Source organism: Thalassobaculum sp. OXR-137, from assembly GCF_034377285.1.
In the GTDB taxonomy this organism is placed as follows: Bacteria; Pseudomonadota; Alphaproteobacteria; order Thalassobaculales; family Thalassobaculaceae; genus Thalassobaculum.
Genome location: NZ_CP139715.1, coordinates 1220392 through 1237014 on the forward strand (window position 1 = coordinate 1220392; position 16623 = coordinate 1237014).

Sequence of the window (16623 nt, forward strand, 5' to 3'; positions counted from 1 at the left end):
CCGCGTGTCAGGACTTCGCAGAGCCTGTTCGGGCGCCCCGTCGATCCTGGGCCTCGCCCCGGAATAAATCCGGGGAGTGAGGAGAGGTGGAGGGTGCTGAGTTCCGCCCCCCTCAGATCGCCCCCAGCCCCTTCAGCGCCGCCTCGATCGCCTTCTTCTGCGTCGCACTCGCCGGCGCCATGGGCTGGCGGGGCTGGCCCGACGGCACACCCTGCAGCGCCTGGGCGTATTTCGTCGCCGCCGGCAGGTTGTCGTGCGGCAGCAGCGCGTTCCAGGTGCGCAGCAGCTTGCCGTGCAGCTCCAGCGCCGCGGCGTGGTCGCCCGCCTTCACCAGATCCCACAGCTTCACCGAGGCACCGGGGGCGGCCGCCAGGATCGCGGCGATCGAGCCGTGGGCGCCCAGGGCGTAGGACGGATACATCAGCGCATCGACCGCGCTGAAGATCGACTTGCCCGGCTTCACGTCCAGCATCAGGTCGGCGAACAGCTTCAGGTCGCCGGCCGACTGCTTTACCCCGATCACCTCCGGCACCTCGTCGAAGATCCGCAGCAGCAGGGCCGGGGAGAGATAGGTCCAGGGCACCACGTTGTAGATGATGATCTTCTGCCCGGTTTCGCCGGCCATGGTGCGGAAATGCTCCACCATGTCGTCGTCGGAGGGCCGGAACAGGTAGTGCACCGGCGTCACCTGCAGGGCGGCGGGGTTCAGGTCGGCCACCAGCCTGCCCCGGCGCACCGCCTCGCGGGTGCTGTCGCAGATGATGCCGGCGACCACCGGCACCCGGCCGGCGGCGGCCTCGGTGGCGGCGGCGACCAGGTCGCGGGTCTCCTCGGCATCCAGCGTATGGCCCTCGCCGGTCGAGCCGCCCACCGCCACGCCGGCCGCTCCCTCCTTGATCAGCCAGTCGATCTGCTTGCCCGCGGCCTCGAAATCGATGGCGCCCGCGGCGTCGAACGGAGTGGTGGATGGCGGAATGACGCCGGCGAGCTCGGCCATGGGTGTGTCCTCCTGAAAGGGTCCGGCGCGTTCTTCATTGCGGAATGGGGCGGCCGGTACCGGGGTTGATCGACCGGATCTTCGCCGCCTCTTGCGTCGCGGAGAACGGTGGCGTTCCATCAATTCCGATATCCGGAACAGCCTGCGAGCCCGGCGAGAGATGAAGTCCCTGCGCAAGACCTCCGCCGTGCTCGACTGCTTCACCCGGGAGGACCGCCGGCTGACCCTGGCCGAGATCGCCGAGCGCACCGGCCTGCCCAAGACGACGGTGCACCGCCAACTCGCCGCCCTGCGCGAGATCGGCTTCCTGGTCCAGGACGGCCGGCGCGACGCCTACCGGCTGGGCTTCCGGCTGCTGGCCCTGGGCGGGGTGGTGCTGGCCGACATCGACCTCATGGGCCACGCCCGCGTCCCGGCGGAGACCCTCGCCAACCAGAGCGGCGAGGCGGTCCATATCTGCGTGTTCGACGGCCACAACGTGGTGTCCATCGAGCGCCGGGAGATGGAGGGGGCGCGCAACGAGATCGTCCGCATCGAGCGCGAGCCTCCCCACTGCACCAGCACCGGCAAGGCCATCCTCTCCGCCCTCGGCGAGGCGGAGGCCGACCGGCTGCTCGCCGACCTGCATGCCGACGGCGCGCTGCCCCGCTTCGGGCCGAACACGATCGCCGACCGGGGACGGCTGCGGCGCGACCTCGCCGTCTGCCGGGCGCGCGGCTATGCGGTCGACGACGAGGAGCGCAATCCGGGGGTGCGCTGCGTCGGCGCGCCGATCCGCCGCCATGGCCGGGTGGTCGGGGCGATCAGCGTGACCGGCCCGGCGGCGCGCTTCCCCGACGCAAGGCTGCCAGTGCTGGCCGAGATGGTGATGGCCACGGCGGCGAAGATCGGGCTCAATCTGGAGCGTTAGCTGCCCCCGCCGCGCCCCCCTTGCCGGCCACGATGCGGGCTGGGGAGCGGCGGATCTGGAACGGGGACGAGAGGGATGTGCGGATGCGGACACAGGTTGCGATCATCGGCAGCGGGCCGGCCGGGCTGCTGCTCGGCCAGCTTCTCCACCTGGCCGGCATCGACACGGTCATCCTGGAGCGCCAGTCCCGCGACCATGTGGAGGGCCGGATCCGTGCCGGGGTGCTGGAGCAGGGGACCGTCGACCTGCTGGTGGAGGCCGGAGTCGGCAGCCGCCTGAAGGCCGAGGGGTTGGTCCATACCGGATTCGACATCTGCATCGACGGCAGCCGCCACCGCATCGACCTGGAGGGGCTGACCGGCGGCAAGACGGTCACGGTCTACGGCCAGACCGAGGTGACCAAGGACCTGATCAACGCCAGGCTGGCTCAGGGGGCGCCGCTGATCTTCGAGGCGGCGCATGTCGCCCTGCACGACATCGACACCGACCGGCCCCGGGTCACCTACGAGACGGACGGCGAGATCCATACCCTCGAGTGCGAGGCCATCGCCGGCTGCGACGGGTTCCACGGGGTGTCGCGCAAGAGCATGCCCGATGGTGTGCTGCGGACCTACGAGCGGGCCTATCCGTTCGGCTGGCTCGGCATCCTGGCCGACGTGCCGCCGGTCAGCCACGAGCTGATCTACGCCACCCATCGCGACGGGTTCGCGCTCGCCTCCATGCGCAGCGAGACCCGTAGCCGCTACTACATCCAGTGCCCGCTCGACACCGACGTGGCCGACTGGCCGGACGAGCGGCTCTGGGACGCGCTGAAGACCCGGTTCGGGGATGCGGCCGGGGCGGCGCTGCATACCGGTCCGTCGATCGAGAAGAGTGTGGCGCCGCTGCGCAGCTTCGTCGCCGAGCCGATGCGCCATGGAAGGCTGTTCCTGGCGGGAGACGCCGCCCATATCGTGCCGCCGACCGGCGCCAAGGGTCTGAACCTCGCCGCCGCCGATGTGCGCATCCTGTCCTGGGCGCTGATCGACCTGTTCAAGTCCGGCTCGACCGTCGGGATCGACGGCTACAGTGCCGCCTGCCTGGCGCGGGTTTGGAAGGTGCAGCGCTTCTCCTGGTGGTTCTCCACCCAGCTCCACAGTTTCGACAACGAGCCGGCCTTCGAGCGCCGGGTGCACCGGGCGGAGCTGGAGTACCTGATGGAATCGGAGAGCGCGCAGAAGACGTTGGCGGAAAACTACGTCGGCCTGCCCTTCGTCGATCCCAGAACCGCCGCCTGACGATTCCGGCGGTTGCCATTCCGGGACGGGCGATGTCCGATAGCGGCCCCACCGAATCGGAGCTCATATCCATGTCCGTCGCCGACCTGATCCCGAAGACCGCCACCGAAATCGTCGGCCTGCTGAAGAAGGGCGAGGTCACCACCGGCGACCTTCTGGACGCGCTGGAGCAGCGCATCGAGGCGGTCGACGGCACGATCAACGCCCTGCCGACCCTGTGCTTCGACCGAGCCCGCGAGCACGCGTCGGCTGCCTCCAAGGACAGCGTGCTGGCCGGCCTGCCGGTGGCGATCAAGGACCTGACGGCGACGGAAGGCGTGCTGACCACCTACGGCTCGCCGATCTACAAGGACAACGTGCCGGAAAGCTCCGACATCCTGGTGCAGATGCTGGAGGCCGAGGGCGGGGTGGTCTACGCCAAGTCCAACACCCCGGAATTCGGCGCCGGCGCCAATACCTTCAACGAGGTGTTCGGCCGCACGGTGAACCCCTGGAACACCTCGCGCAGCGTGGCCGGATCCTCCGGCGGCTCGGCGGCGGCCCTGGCGTCGGGCACGGCGTGGCTGGCCTCGGGCTCCGATCTCGGCGGCAGCCTGCGCAATCCGGCCAGCTTCTGCGGCATCGTCGGCTTCCGGCCGACCCCCGGCCGGGTCGCCCACGGCCCCTCCGACCTGCCTTTCGGCATGATGTCGGTGGACGGGCCGATGGCGCGCAACGTGCCGGATGTGGCCCTGATGCTCGACGCCATGGCGGGTCAGCACCCGGTCGACCCGATCTCGCTCGCCCGACCGGCGGAGTCCTTCACCGACGCGGTCAAGGCGAAGCGCATGCCGAAGCGGGTGGCGCTGAGCGTCGATCTCGGCGGCATCACCCCGGTGGACAAGGAGGTCGCCGCGATCGTCGAGAAGGCGGCCAAGGTGTTCGAGGACATGGGCTGCATCGTCGAGGAGGCGAGCCCGGATTTCAGCGACGTCCAGCTCGTGTTCCAGACCCTGCGCGCCATGCAGTTCGCCGCCGGCAAGAAGACCCTGCTGGAGAAGCACCGCGACCTGCTGAAGCCGGAGGTGATCTGGAACATCGAGAAGGGTCTCGAGCTCACCATGGACGAGATCGCCAAGGCGGAACTCGCCCGCGGCCGTCTGTATCATCGGGTGGAGCAGTTCTTCCGGACCTACGACCTGGTGCTGTCGCCGGCCACCATCGTGCCGCCCTATCCGGTCGAGCACCGCTACGTGGAGGCATGCAACGGGGTCACCTTCTCGAACTATATCGAGTGGTGCACGGTGGCCTATGCCTTCACCTGTGCCGCCTGCCCGGCGCTGTCGGTCCCGGCGGGCTTCACCGAAGGCGGCCTGCCGGTGGGCCTGCAGATCGCCGGCAAGCCGCGCGGCGAGGCCGACCTGCTGAGTGCGGCGGCGCTCTACGAGACGGCGGCGGCGATCAAGTCCGGCATCCCCATCGATCCCCGCGTGGGAAGCTGAGATCTTCTCGCCGACCCTTCGACACGCCCCGCCCTTCGACACGCCCCGCCCTTCGACACGCCCCGTCCCGGATCAAGTCCGGGACGGGGCTGCTCAGGATGAGGTCGAAATGAAGCAGCCGACCGTTCGACACGCCCCGGCTCGGGCCGAGGCCTCTCAGGATGAGGTCGAAAGTTGGAATGGGCTCAGGGTGTGGTCGAAAGGAAGACTATGAGGAATGACCTCGCCCTGAGCAGCTCCCGCAGGGAGCGTGTCGAAGGGCCGGTTGCCTCCACACCCAAAACCCGAACGCCCTCCCCGGACGTGGTCCGGGCCTACGTAGGAAGGCGGTTCAGCCTATGGGATGTCCAACCCGGCGTTCGTGCCGATGAACCGTGGGCCGCGGCACGGGGCCGGGGAGTGTGGGAGGGGGTAGGCGAGTATCCCACCCCCAGACCCTCAGCTCAGGTGAAATCCACCGTCACTTTGCCCAGCGGCCCGTAATCGGCCACGATCGTCTCGTTCGGCTGGGCCGGGTAGGGCGGGGTGGTGGAGCCCGTGGTCACGTATTCGCCCGCCGCGATCGACTTGCCGTGCTTGGCCAGCTCGTTCACCAGCCAGGCGGTCACCGCGTAGGGGCCGTTCTCCACGTTGCCGCCCTTGCCCTCGCGCACGGACTGGCCGTCGGCGGTCAGGGTCACGGCGAGGTCGAGCAGGTTCATGTCCTTCGCGCCGTCCACCGGCGCGCCCATGATCCAGAAGCCGTGGGCGCCGTCATCGGCGATCAGCGAGGCGCCGCCCGCCTTGGTCCAGCCGGCGCCGAACGGGGTGTCGACGATCTCGATGGCCGGCAGCACCGCGTCCACCGCGTCGATCACGTCTTCCTCGGTGATGGTCTTCTTCAGCCCGTCCAGCGGCTTGCCGAAGCGCAGGGCGATCTCCGGCTCGATGACCCGGATATACATGTCCTTGCTCGGGAAGGCGGCCGGGCTCTCGGTGGTCATGGTGGAGAGCAGGACGCCCCAGAACATGTCCGGAAGGCCGAGCAGTTCGCGGGCGCCGGCATTGGTGGCGCCGATCTTGTAGCCGATGGCGGTGGCGCCGTCGGCGGCGCGCATCTCGATCAGCTCGGCCTGGATGGCGTAGCCGTCCTCCAGCGCCTCCGGCTTCTGGCCGTCGGGCAGGGCGTCCAGGGTTGCCTGGCGGGCCCGGTGGTCCTGGAGCGTGGCGGCGGCGGCTTTCACCATGTCTTCGGGCATCGGCATCTCGGCACTCCCTTGGATTGTTGTTCTGCTTACGTACGACGCGTCGGCGGCGATGTCACCCCGGCTGCTGACGGTCGGGCGACGGAGACGGCGCTCCGAAAAACAGGTCGCCGGCGGAAATCGCCCGTACCGTGCCGTCGGCGGTGACGATCTCGGCCCGGCACTGGTCGTCGAGGCCGCGCAGGGTGCCGGTCACGTCGTCCGCCGGGTCGTCGGTGATGCGCGCAATGATGGGACCGCCGATCCCGGCCAGATGTTCCATGACTGCTGCCCGGATCGCCGGCAGCCCGCCGTCCAGATAGGCCGACAGCCGGCGGTCGAAATGCCCCGCCAGATCGTGCACCGCCCGGTCCCGGTCGATCTCCACCGCCCCTTGGGACAGCAGGTCGGCGGCGGCGTAGAGCTGCCCGGTGGGGGGCGAGAAGACCAGATTGACGCCGATCCCGCAGATCACCCAGGGGCGGCCGTCCCCGTCGCCGCTCTCCAGCAGGATGCCGGCCAGCTTGCCGCCGGCCACCAGCACGTCGTTCGGCCATTTCAGGGCGACCGGCACGTCGGCCGGCAATGCGGCGCGGGCGAGGTCGAGCACCGCCAGCCCGCAGACCATGGACAGGCCCCAGACCGGCGGCCAGCCGGGCTGCGGAAAGGCGACGCGCGTCCAGTAGAGATTGCCTTTCGGGCTGGTCCAGCTCCGGCCGCGCCGCGCCCGTCCGCCGGTCTGCTCGCGGGCGGTGACGATGGTGCCGTCGGCGATGCGTCCGTCGGCGATCCGCCGGCGGGCTTCCAGGTTGGTGCTGTCGACGGTGTCGAGATCGATGATGGATGGGCTCGGTGCGTTCATGGCCGCCGGATCGCACGGCCGGCGCCCCCGATCAAGCCGGATCGCCCTCGCTTGAGGGTGCCGGGTACGGCCTGTATAGTCCGCGCGGAAAATTTCGCGCTGCAGCAAATGCGGCCGACATCCCGGGAGAGGGGCGGCATGAGTGAGAGCAAGGACGGGGAAGTGGGCCCCCAAGAGGTTGGCCAGTACTTCCTCGAAGACCTCAGTGTCGGCATGACATCGGTCTATGACCGGGTGGTCACCGAGGACATGATCGAGCAGTTCGCCGAGGTCTCCGGCGATCACAACCCGCTGCATATCGACGAGGAATACGCCAAGACCACCATGTTCAAGGGCCGGATCGCCCATGGCATGTTGGGGGCGGCCTTCATCTCCAAGGTGTTCGGGACCCAGATGCCGGGCAAGGGCTCGGTCTACATCTCCCAGACCCTGCGCTTCCTCGCCCCGGTGCGGATCGGCGACACCGTGACGACCACGGTGGAGGTCACCGAGATCAATCACGAGAAGAAGCGGGTCGCCTTCCGCTCGCGCTGCCGGGTCGACCGGACGGTGGTGATCGACGGCGATGCCACCATCCTGGTCCCGTCGCGCGCGGCGAGCCAGGCGGCCTGACGGTCGGAAAGGCAGTTCAGTGGAAATCCTGCGTTCGCTAGACGCCGTGGAGCCCCGCCATCGGGGATCGGTGGCGGCCATCGGCAATTTCGACGGCGTCCATCTCGGCCACCGCGCCGTGATCGGCGAGGCGGCCCGGATCGCCGGCGACCTGCACGCACCGCTCTCGGTGGTGACCTTCGAGCCGCATCCGCGCCAGTTCTTCCAGGCCAACCTGGACCCGTTCCGGCTGAGCACGTCGAAGGGCAGGGCCTCGCGGCTGGAGGATCTGGGCGTCGACACCCTGTTCGAGATCCCCTTCAACAAGGACTTCGCCCAGCTCAGTGCCGAGGCGTTCATCGACGACGTGCTGCTCGGCCGGCTCGGCCTGCGCCATGTGGTGATCGGCTACGACTTCAACTTCGGCCACCGCCGGCGCGGCACCCCGGACATGCTGGTGGAGCGCGCCTCCCAGAAGGGGTTCGGCGCCACCAAGGTCGCCGCCGTGCACGAGAGCGACGGCGCGGTCTACTCGTCGTCGCGCATCCGCCAGTGCCTGATGGAGGGCGATCCGCGCGGGGCCGCCTCCCTGCTCGGCGCACCGTGGGAGATCACGGCGACGGTGGAAGAGGGGGACAAGCGCGGCCGGACCATCGGCTTCCCCACCGCCAACCTGCGCCTGGGCGACCTGCTCTGCCCGCGCCTGGGCGTCTATGCGATCCGGGCCATGCTGACGGGCGGCGAGCGGGCGGGCGCCTGGATGCCCGGCGTGGCCAATCTCGGCATCCGGCCGACGGTCAACGACCGCGGCGTGCTGCTCGAGGTTCATCTGTTCGACCGGGAAATCGACCTCTACGGCCGCGATCTCCGTGTGAGATTGGTTGACTTTATCCGGCCGGAGCGGAAGTTTGGCGGCCTGGACGAGCTGACGGCGCAGATCGGCGCCGATGCGGCTCAGGCGCGGGAACTGTTGGGGCATTGATCCGCCCCGGGATCCCGGCTCCCCAACGACACGGACGTTCGAGATGACGACGGACTATAAGAGCACGGTTTTCCTGCCGAAGACGGACTTTCCCATGCGCGCCGGCCTGCCGAAGCGCGAGCCGGAGATTCTCGCCTGGTGGAAGGAGATCGACCTCGACCGGCGCATCCGCGAGGTCCGCAAGGGGGCCGAGCCGTTCATCCTGCATGACGGCCCGCCCTACGCGAACGGCCACCTGCACATGGGCCACGCGCTGAACAAGATCCTCAAGGATCTGGTGAACCGCACCCAGCATATGGCCGGCAAGCGCACCCATTACGTCCCGGGCTGGGACTGCCACGGTCTGCCGATTGAATGGAAGATCGAGGAGGACTACCGCTCCAAGGGCAAGGACAAGGACGCCGTGCCGGTGGTCGAGTTCCGCCGCCAGTGCCGCGAGTTCGCCGACCAGTGGATCGACACCCAGCGCGAGGAGTTCAAGCGCCTGGGCGTGACCGGCGACTGGGACCACTACTACACCACGATGACCTTCAAGGCCGAGGCGCAGATCGCCCGCGAGATCGGCAAGTTCCTGATGGACGGCAGCCTGTACAAGGGCGCGCGACCGGTCATGTGGTCGGTGGTGGAGAAGACCGCGCTGGCCGATGCCGAGGTCGAGTATCACGACCACACCTCGACCACGATCCATGTGCGCTTCCCGGTGATCAAAGCCGGCAATCCGGCGCTGGAGGGAGCGGCGATCGTCATCTGGACGACCACCCCCTGGACCATGCCGGGCAACCGGGCGGTCGCCTATGGCGAGGACATCGACTACGTGGTGGTCGAGCCGACCGAGGTGGCCGAGAACAGCCTGGCCGTCGTCGGCGAGAAGCTGGTGGTCGCCCGCGCCCTGCTGGACGACTTCAAGGCGCAGACCAAGATCACCGCGCTGAAGGAACTGGCGAGCCTCAAGGGCGCCGACATCGCCGGCACGGTCTGCGCCCATCCGCTGCGCGGCCAGGGCTACGACTACGACGTGCCGGCGCTGGCCGCCGACTTCGCCACCGACGACGCCGGCACCGGCTTCGTGCACATCGCGCCGGGCCATGGCGCCGACGACTTCGTCCTGGGCAAGGCGCACGATCTGGAGGTGCCGCAGACCGTCGGCGACGACGGCGTGTTCTACGACCACGTGCCGCTGTTCGCCGGCATGCACGTGCTCGAGGACAACATGAAGATCGCGGCCATCATCCGCGACCATGGCGGTCTGGTGGCGCGGGGCAAGGTCAAGCACTCCTACCCCCATTCCTGGCGCTCCAAGGCGCCGCTGATCTTCCGCAACACCTCCCAGTGGTTCATCTCCATGGAGACCACGGGGCTGCGGGACAAGGCGCTGAAGGCGATCGACGAGACCCGCTTCGTGCCCGCCGCCGGCCAGAACCGGCTGCGCGGCATGATCGAGACCCGGCCGGACTGGTGCATCAGCCGCCAGCGCGCCTGGGGCGTGCCGATCCCGGTCTTCGTCTCCAAGGAGACCGGCGAGCCGCTGCGCGACCAGGCGGTGATCGACCGGGTGGCCGAGGCCTTCGAAAAGGAAGGGGCGGATGCCTGGTTCTCCAGCGACCCGTCGCGCTTCCTGGGGTCGGACTACGATCCCAAGGACTACGAGCAGGTCTCCGACATCGCCGATGTCTGGTTCGACAGCGGCTCGACCCATGCCTTCGTGCTGGAGTCCGACGATCCGGCCTGGGCCGATCTGCCCTGGCCGGCCCAGCTCTACCTGGAAGGCTCCGACCAGCATCGCGGCTGGTTCCACTCCTCGCTTCTGGTCGGCTGCGGCACCCGCGGCCGCGCGCCCTACGAAGCGGTGCTGACCCACGGCTTCATCAACGCCGAAGACGGCCGCAAGATGTCCAAGTCGCTGGGCAACGGCGTTGACCCGCTGGAGGTGATCCAGGAGAGCGGCGCCGACATCCTGCGCATCTGGGTGGTCAGTTCCGACTTCACCGAGGACCTGCGCGTCGGCCCGGGCATCCTGAAGCACGCGATCGACCATTACCGGCGTCTGCGCAACACCCTGCGCTACGTGCTCGGCGCGCTCGACGGCTACACCTCGGCCGAGGCTCTGCCGGCCGAGCGCATGCCCGAGCTGGAGCGCTGGGTGCTGCACCGGATCTCGGAAGTCGACGCCGTGGTGCGCCAGAGCACCCACGATTTCGACTACCACACCATGTTCCTGACCCTGCACCAGTTCTGCGCCAGCGACCTGTCGGCCTTCTACTTCGACATCCGCAAGGACTCGCTCTACTGCGACGATCCCCAGAGCGACCGGCGCCGGGCCGTGCGCACGGTGATGAACACCCTGTTCGAATGCCTGACCACCTGGCTGGCGCCGATCTGCGTCTTCACCGCCGAGGAAGCCTGGCGGTCGCGCAACACCGGCGAGTTCGACTCCGTCCATCTTCAGGCCTACCCGACCATTCCCGCCGAGTGGCGCGACGAGGCGCTGGCGGAGAAATGGGCGAAGATCCGCGCGGTGCGCCGCGTGGTGACCGGTGCGCTGGAGCTGGAGCGGGCGGAGAAGCGCATCGGCTCGTCCCTGCAGGCGGCGCCGACCGTCTATATGTCGGCGGCCGAGAAGGCGGCCTTCGAAGGGCTGGACGCGGCGGAGATCTTCATCACCTCCGGCGCCACCCTGACCGAGGGCGAGGGACCGGACGGCGCCTATCGTCTGCCGGACGTGGCGGGCGTGGCCTGCGACCCGACCCCGGCCGAGGGCGAGAAATGCGAACGCTGCTGGCGCGTGCTGCCCGAGGTCTCCGTGGGCGAGCCGATCTGCGACCGCTGCGAGGATGCGGTGTCCGGTCTGGTCGACGCGGCGGAGTGAGCGGGGGATGAATAGGGCGCTGTCACGGGGGCTTGGCCTGAGCGTCCTGGTCGTCATTGCCGACCAGGCGACCAAGCTGTGGGCCCTGTCCGTCCTGTTCGACCCGCCGCGGCGGGTGCCGGTTCTGCCGTTCCTGGACTTCGTGCCGGTGTGGAACCGGGGGGTGAGCTTCGGCCTGCTGTCGAACACGTCCGCGTGGGGCCCCTGGCTGCTCGGCGGATTCGCGCTCCTGGTCTGCGTCTTCATGGCCGTCTGGCTCGCCCGGGCGACCACCTGGCCGCTGATTCTGGGGCTCGGCGCGGTGATCGGCGGGGCATTCGGCAATGTGATCGACCGCATGCTATACGGCGCAGTCGTCGATTTCATCGACGTGCATTACGGCGGCTGGCATTGGCCGGCCTTCAACATCGCGGATTCTGCGATTACCTTAGGCGTCGGTCTTCTGCTGCTCGATGCCTTCGGCATCGGCACCCGCACAGGGAAGACCGAGGGAGGACACGGAAACGATGGGTGATACCGTCGACCTCGGGCGCGTGGCCCGCATCGTCCCGGCCGCCGTGCTGGCGGTCATTCTGGCCGTCGGACTGGGCGGCTGCGGTCAGCTGCGCGACGCGCTCGGCCAAACCAAGGATCCGCCGGACGAGTTCCAGGTGGTGGCCCGCGCACCGCTCGCGCTGCCACCGAACTACGACCTGCGTCCGCCGAAGCCGGGTGCGGAGCGTCCCCAGGAACGCTCGACCACCGATGCCGCCGCCGAGCGGATTCTCGGCCGGTCGGCTCGCGCCTCAACCACGAACCCGAACGCGGTTCCGGCAGCGCCGGTGGTCGTCAACTCGATCGGCGAGGCGAAGTTCCGCCAGCAGCTCGGCGTCGACCAGGCCGAGCCGGGCATTCGCGAGACGGTGGACCAGGAAACCCGGGACTACGTCTACGAGACCCGCTATCCGATCGACCGGCTGCTGTTCTGGAAGGAAGAGCCGCCGGCCGGCGTGCTGCTCGACGCCACCAAGGAGCAGCAGCGCCTGCAGGAGAACGCCGCCCTGGGCCGCAAGCCGAGCGAGGGCGACCTGCCGACGATCACGCGGAATCGCGAAGGGCTGCTGCAGCGGCTGTTCTGATCCGAACGGCGACCGGCGCCGGCCCCAGATCGGGCCCGCGCCGGTCGTGAATTCGCCTCATTCTCCCCGTTGTATCCCCCGGTTCCCGGCACCCTGGACCGCTCCGGCGGTCGCGGCGGCGCCGATCCCTGTCGCGGCGGTTTGACGAACCGGTGTCGGGCCGCCATGTGTGACGGGTGCCTGCTGCCCGTACGGAGAATTTCGGCGATGCGATTCCCCTTTCCGACCGGTCGTCCGATCGGCCTTGCGACCCTCCTTCTCACCGTCGTTCTGGCCCTGGCGGCCCCCGCCCGGGCCGCGGTGTTCGACCCGGTCACCTTCACCCTGGCGAATGGCCTGCAGGTGGTGGTGGTCGAGAACGACCGGGCGCCGGTGGTCAGCCACATGGTGTTCTACAAGGTCGGCGCGGCGGACGAGCCCAAGGGCAAGTCCGGCATCGCCCATTTCCTGGAACACCTGATGTTCAAGGGCACCGACACGATGGGGCCGGGCGAGTTCTCGGCGATCATCAAGCGGATCGGCGGCCAGGAGAACGCCTTCACCTCCTACGACTACACCGGCTACTACCAGAACGTGGCCAAGCAGCATCTCGGCCACATGATGGAGATGGAAGCCGACCGGATGGCGAACCTGAAGCTGCCGGCGGACCAGATCGCTCCGGAGCTGGAGGTGGTCCGCGAGGAGCGCCGGTCGCGCATCGACAACGACCCGTCCTCGCTGCATGGCGAGCAGGTCAACGCCGCCATGTATCTCGCCTACCCCTACCGTATTCCGATCATCGGCTGGGAGGACGAGGTCGCCGCCCTCACCCAGGAGGACGCCGAGGCGTTCTACCGGACCTGGTACGCGCCGAACAACGCGGTGCTGGTGGTCGCCGGCGACGTGACGCCGGACGAGGTCCGCAAGCTCGCGGAGAAGACCTACGGGCAGATCCCCGCCCGCGAGGTTCCCGACCGGGTGGCCCTGCGCGGCGGTGAGCCGGCGCAGCTCGCGGCCCGACGGGTCGAGGGCACCCATCCCCGCGTGGATCAGCCGAGCTGGTCGCGGCGCTGGCTCGCCCCCGGCGAGGTCTGGGGCGACACCTCCAAGGCGCCGGCCCTGGAGGTCGCGGCGGAGATTCTCGGCGGCGGCAGCACCAGCCGGCTGTACCGTGCCCTGGTGGTCGAGCAGGCCAAGGCGGTCTATGCCGGCGCCGGCTACGGGCCGTCGGGCCTCGGCCCGCAGACCTTCGCGGTGTACGCCAGCCCGCGCGCGGACGCGACGGTGGAGGACCTGGAGGACGCGGTCGAGGCGGAGATCGCCCGGCTGCTGCGCGACGGCGTCACCACCGAAGAGGTCGACGCCGCGGTGAAGCGGATGAAGCGCGGTGCGATCTTCTCCCGCGACGATTCCCTCGCCCCCGCCCGCCTGTTCGGCACGGTCCTGGCCGCCGGCGGCACGATCGCCGATGTCGAGGACTGGCCTGAGCGTATCGGTGCGGTCACCCCCGACGACGTCGTGACGGCCCTGCGCGAGGTCCTCGTCGACCAGCACTCCGTCACCAGCATTCTGCGCCCCGAGCCCCGGAGCTGAGCGCCATGAAAAGCCTTCTTCGACTTGTCTTCTGCGTCCTCGTCCTGGCCCCGGGCAGCGCCCTGGCGCTGGAGATCCAGCCGGTCACCAGCCCGGGCGGCATCAAGGCCTGGCTGGTGGAGGACCACCGCAACCCGATCCTCTCCCTGAACTTCTCCTTCCGCGGCGGGGAATCCGCCGACCCGAAGGGCAAGGAGGGCCGGGCCCGCCTGGTCTCCGGCCTGCTGGACGAGGGAGCGGGCGACCTGGATTCCGAGGCGTTCCAGAAAGCGCTGGCGGACAGTTCGATCAGCATCCGCTTCAACAGCCGCTCCGACCGCTTTTCCGGAAGCCTGGTCACCCTGACCGAGACCCGCGACAAGGCGGCCGACCTGCTGCGGCTCGCCCTGACCGAGCCGCGCTTCGATGCCGAGCCGGTGGAGCGGATCCGCGCCCAGGTCTCCGCCTCCCTGCGCCGCAGCCTGCAGGACCCGCAGACCATCGCCAGCCGGACCTGGTGGGCGACCAGCTTCCCCGACCATCCCTACGGCCGGTCGGGCGACGGCACGCTGGAGAGCGTGGCGGCGGTGACGGTGGAGGACCTGCGCGCCTTCACCGACGCTGTTCTGGCCCGCGAGGACCTGGTGATCGGCGCGGTGGGCGATATCGGCGCCGAGGATCTGAGCAAACTGCTCGATACGGTGTTCGGCGGCCTCCCGGAGACGTCCAAGGCGCCGGTGGTCGAGGATACGGTGCCGGTGCATGACGGCGAGACCATCGTCGTCGACCTGAAGATCCCCCAGTCGGTCGTGGTGTTCGGCCAGTCCGGCATCGACCGCGAGGATCCGGACTGGTTCACCGCCAACCTGCTGAACCGGATGATGGCCGGCGGCTTCGGCTCGCGCCTGATGGAGGAGATCCGCGAGAAGCGCGGGCTGGTCTATGGCGTGTGGGCCTATCTGCTGCCGCTGGAGCATTCGCCGATGGTGATGGGCGGCCTCGCCTCGCAGAACGCGCGGGTGGCCGAGGCGGTGTCGCTGGTCCGCGAGGAATGGGCCCGCATGGCCGAGCACGGCCCGACTCAGGAGGAGCTGGACGACGCCCGCACCTATCTGCTCGGCTCCTTCCCGCTCAGCCTGACCGATTCGGACGGGATCGCCTCGATCCTGGTCTCCCTGCAGGAGAACGAGCGGCCGATCGACTATCTCGACCGGTTGGAGGAGGTCTATGGCGGCATCACCCTGGCCGATGCCCGCCGGGTCGCGGCAAAACTCTACCGCGCGACGGAATTGACGGTGGTCGTGGCCGGTCAACCGGAGGGGATCGCGCCTGCGGCGCCGGCCTCCGGCGGATGAGGCCGCAGGAGGATGGATGACGGAACGGGCGGCGATCGACTACCTTAACGGGACAAGGAGAGCCGGATGCTGCACGACCTGCCGATCGCCAACGACATAGACGCCTGCTTCGCGCACAAGACGGCCGCCGGGCTGCCGCGCGACACGTTCGAGGCGATGGGCGAGGCCGGCGGTGCCGCGCTCGACTTCATCCGGGCGCGGCGCAGGGACGGCAGCCTGCCGATCCTCACCCTGCCCGGACGGCGCGACGACATCGTCGCCTGGAAGCCGATCGTCGACCGCTACCGCTCGCTCTATGACGACGTGGTGGTGCTGGGCATCGGCGGCTCGTCCCTGGGTGGGGCGACCCTCTGCGGCCTGGTGGATGGCGGCGGGGTGACCGGCCCGAGGGTCCATTTCCTCGACAATATCGACCCGATCGGCTTCGATTCGCGGCTCGCCCGTCTCGACATGGGCCGCACCGGCTTCCTGGCGATCTCCAAGTCCGGCGGCACGGCGGAGACCCTGACCCAGCTCCTGATCGTCATCGACCGGCTGATCGAGCGGATCGGCAGCGAGAACCTGGGTACCCACATCACCTGCATCGCCGAGGCGACCGACAATCCGCTGCGCCGCATCGCCTCGGAACACGGGCTGTTCTGCCTGGAACACGACCCCAAGGTCGGCGGCCGGTTCTCCGCCCTGTCCGTCACCGGCCTGCTGCCGGCCGCCATCGCCGGCGTCGACGTGGAAGGGGTACGCCGGGGGGCCGCCGCGATGCTGGACGCCGCCCTCTCGGCGGAGAACCCGCTGGACGATCCGGCCATCGCCGGCGCGGCCATCAACGTGGCGCTCGCCCGTGACCACGGCGTCAATCAGACCGTGCTGCTGCCCTATGTGGATCGGCTCGACCGGCTGTCCTTCTGGTTCCGCCAGCTCTGGGCCGAGAGCCTGGGCAAGGACGGCCACGGCACGACCCCGGTCAACGCCCTCGGCGCCGTCGACCAGCACAGCCAGATGCAGCTCTACCTCGCCGGCCCGCGCGACAAGCTGTTCACCGTGATCTGCAGCGACCCTCGCGGCCGCGGCGGACGGGTGCGCCCGGAGATCGCCGGGTCGGCGGCGGGCGCCCTCGACTATCTGGTCGGCCGCACCATGGGCGACCTGATGGCGGCGGAGCAGCGGGCGACCATCGACACCCTGATCAAGAACGGCTGCCCGACCCGGGTGATCCGCTTCAACACCCTGAACGAAGAGGTGATGGGCGGGCTGATGATGCAGTTCATCCTGGAGACCATCGCCGCCGCCCAGATGCTCGGCATCGACGCCTTCGACCAGCCGGCGGTCGAGGAAAGCAAGGTGCTCGCCCGGCAGTTCCTGCGCGAGGCGACCTGATGCCCGAAGGGGCCGGCAGCGTTGTAGGCTCCTCAG

The 16623-nt window shown here is 69.3% G+C and carries 14 protein-coding genes; 11 read left to right on the forward strand and 3 right to left on the reverse strand.

Annotated elements, in window-relative coordinates; translation table 11 throughout:
• Positions 1–112: 112 nt before the first annotated feature.
• The gene (locus T8K17_RS05780) at positions 113–997 is read right to left on the reverse strand and encodes a dihydrodipicolinate synthase family protein (protein WP_322333550.1); all 885 of its coding nucleotides are present in this window, start codon (positions 995–997) and stop codon (positions 113–115) included.
• Between the two features lie 160 nt (positions 998–1157).
• Here T8K17_RS05780 and T8K17_RS05785 point away from each other — a divergent pair, with 160 nt between their 5' ends.
• The 3 genes from T8K17_RS05785 (at position 1158) to T8K17_RS05795 (ending at position 4665) form a co-directional block, all read left to right on the forward strand.
• Positions 1158–1907 (forward strand): IclR family transcriptional regulator, encoded by a 750-nt coding sequence (locus T8K17_RS05785; RefSeq protein WP_322333551.1) that lies wholly within the window; start codon positions 1158–1160, stop codon positions 1905–1907.
• An 83-nt stretch (positions 1908–1990) separates the two neighbouring features.
• Complete coding sequence (gene pobA, locus T8K17_RS05790) at positions 1991–3184, forward strand: 4-hydroxybenzoate 3-monooxygenase (protein ID WP_322333552.1); 1194 nt, start codon at positions 1991–1993, stop codon at positions 3182–3184.
• A 71-nt stretch (positions 3185–3255) separates the two neighbouring features.
• Positions 3256–4665 carry an amidase gene (locus T8K17_RS05795; protein ID WP_322333553.1) on the forward strand — a complete coding sequence of 470 codons (1410 nt, stop codon included), beginning with the start codon at positions 3256–3258 and terminating at the stop codon, positions 4663–4665.
• A gap of 443 nt (positions 4666–5108) precedes the next feature.
• Here T8K17_RS05795 and T8K17_RS05800 read toward each other — a convergent pair whose 3' ends face one another.
• Together T8K17_RS05800 and T8K17_RS05805 are read right to left on the reverse strand one after the other, a co-directional pair.
• The gene (locus tag T8K17_RS05800; RefSeq protein WP_322333554.1) at positions 5109–5909 is read right to left on the reverse strand and encodes a fumarylacetoacetate hydrolase family protein; all 801 of its coding nucleotides are present in this window, start codon (positions 5907–5909) and stop codon (positions 5109–5111) included.
• 55 nt (positions 5910–5964) lie between these two features.
• Positions 5965–6750, reverse strand: coding sequence for a biotin--[acetyl-CoA-carboxylase] ligase (locus tag T8K17_RS05805; protein ID WP_322333555.1), 786 nt, complete (start codon positions 6748–6750; stop codon positions 5965–5967).
• A 138-nt stretch (positions 6751–6888) separates the two neighbouring features.
• Here T8K17_RS05805 and T8K17_RS05810 point away from each other — a divergent pair, with 138 nt between their 5' ends.
• The 8 genes from T8K17_RS05810 (at position 6889) to T8K17_RS05845 (ending at position 16587) form a co-directional block, all read left to right on the forward strand.
• Positions 6889–7362: a MaoC family dehydratase gene (locus T8K17_RS05810; protein WP_322333556.1), complete on the forward strand. Its 474-nt coding sequence runs from the start codon at positions 6889–6891 to the stop codon at positions 7360–7362.
• Positions 7363–7381: 19 nt separating this feature from the next.
• Positions 7382–8323 carry a bifunctional riboflavin kinase/FAD synthetase gene (locus tag T8K17_RS05815; protein WP_322333557.1) on the forward strand — a complete coding sequence of 314 codons (942 nt, stop codon included), beginning with the start codon at positions 7382–7384 and terminating at the stop codon, positions 8321–8323.
• A gap of 43 nt (positions 8324–8366) precedes the next feature.
• A complete protein-coding gene (ileS, locus tag T8K17_RS05820; RefSeq protein ID WP_322333558.1) occupies positions 8367–11189 on the forward strand; it encodes an isoleucine--tRNA ligase in 2823 nt (940 codons plus the stop codon).
• A 7-nt stretch (positions 11190–11196) separates the two neighbouring features.
• Positions 11197–11703, forward strand: a complete 507-nt coding sequence (gene lspA / locus T8K17_RS05825; RefSeq protein ID WP_322333559.1) for a signal peptidase II — start codon at positions 11197–11199, stop codon at positions 11701–11703.
• On the forward strand, positions 11696–12307 hold the full coding sequence (locus T8K17_RS05830) for a DUF3035 domain-containing protein (protein ID WP_322333560.1): 612 nt from the start codon (positions 11696–11698) through the stop codon (positions 12305–12307). The genes lspA and T8K17_RS05830 overlap by 8 nt, the downstream gene beginning before the upstream one ends.
• Positions 12308–12514: 207 nt before the next feature.
• Entirely contained in the window at positions 12515–13879 is a 1365-nt protein-coding gene (locus T8K17_RS05835; protein ID WP_322333561.1) for a pitrilysin family protein, read from the forward strand.
• 5 nt (positions 13880–13884) lie between these two features.
• Positions 13885–15213 carry a pitrilysin family protein gene (locus T8K17_RS05840; protein ID WP_322333562.1) on the forward strand — a complete coding sequence of 443 codons (1329 nt, stop codon included), beginning with the start codon at positions 13885–13887 and terminating at the stop codon, positions 15211–15213.
• A 66-nt stretch (positions 15214–15279) separates the two neighbouring features.
• A complete protein-coding gene (locus T8K17_RS05845) occupies positions 15280–16587 on the forward strand; it encodes a glucose-6-phosphate isomerase (protein WP_322333563.1) in 1308 nt (435 codons plus the stop codon).
• The last annotated feature ends 36 nt before the right edge of the window (positions 16588–16623 follow it).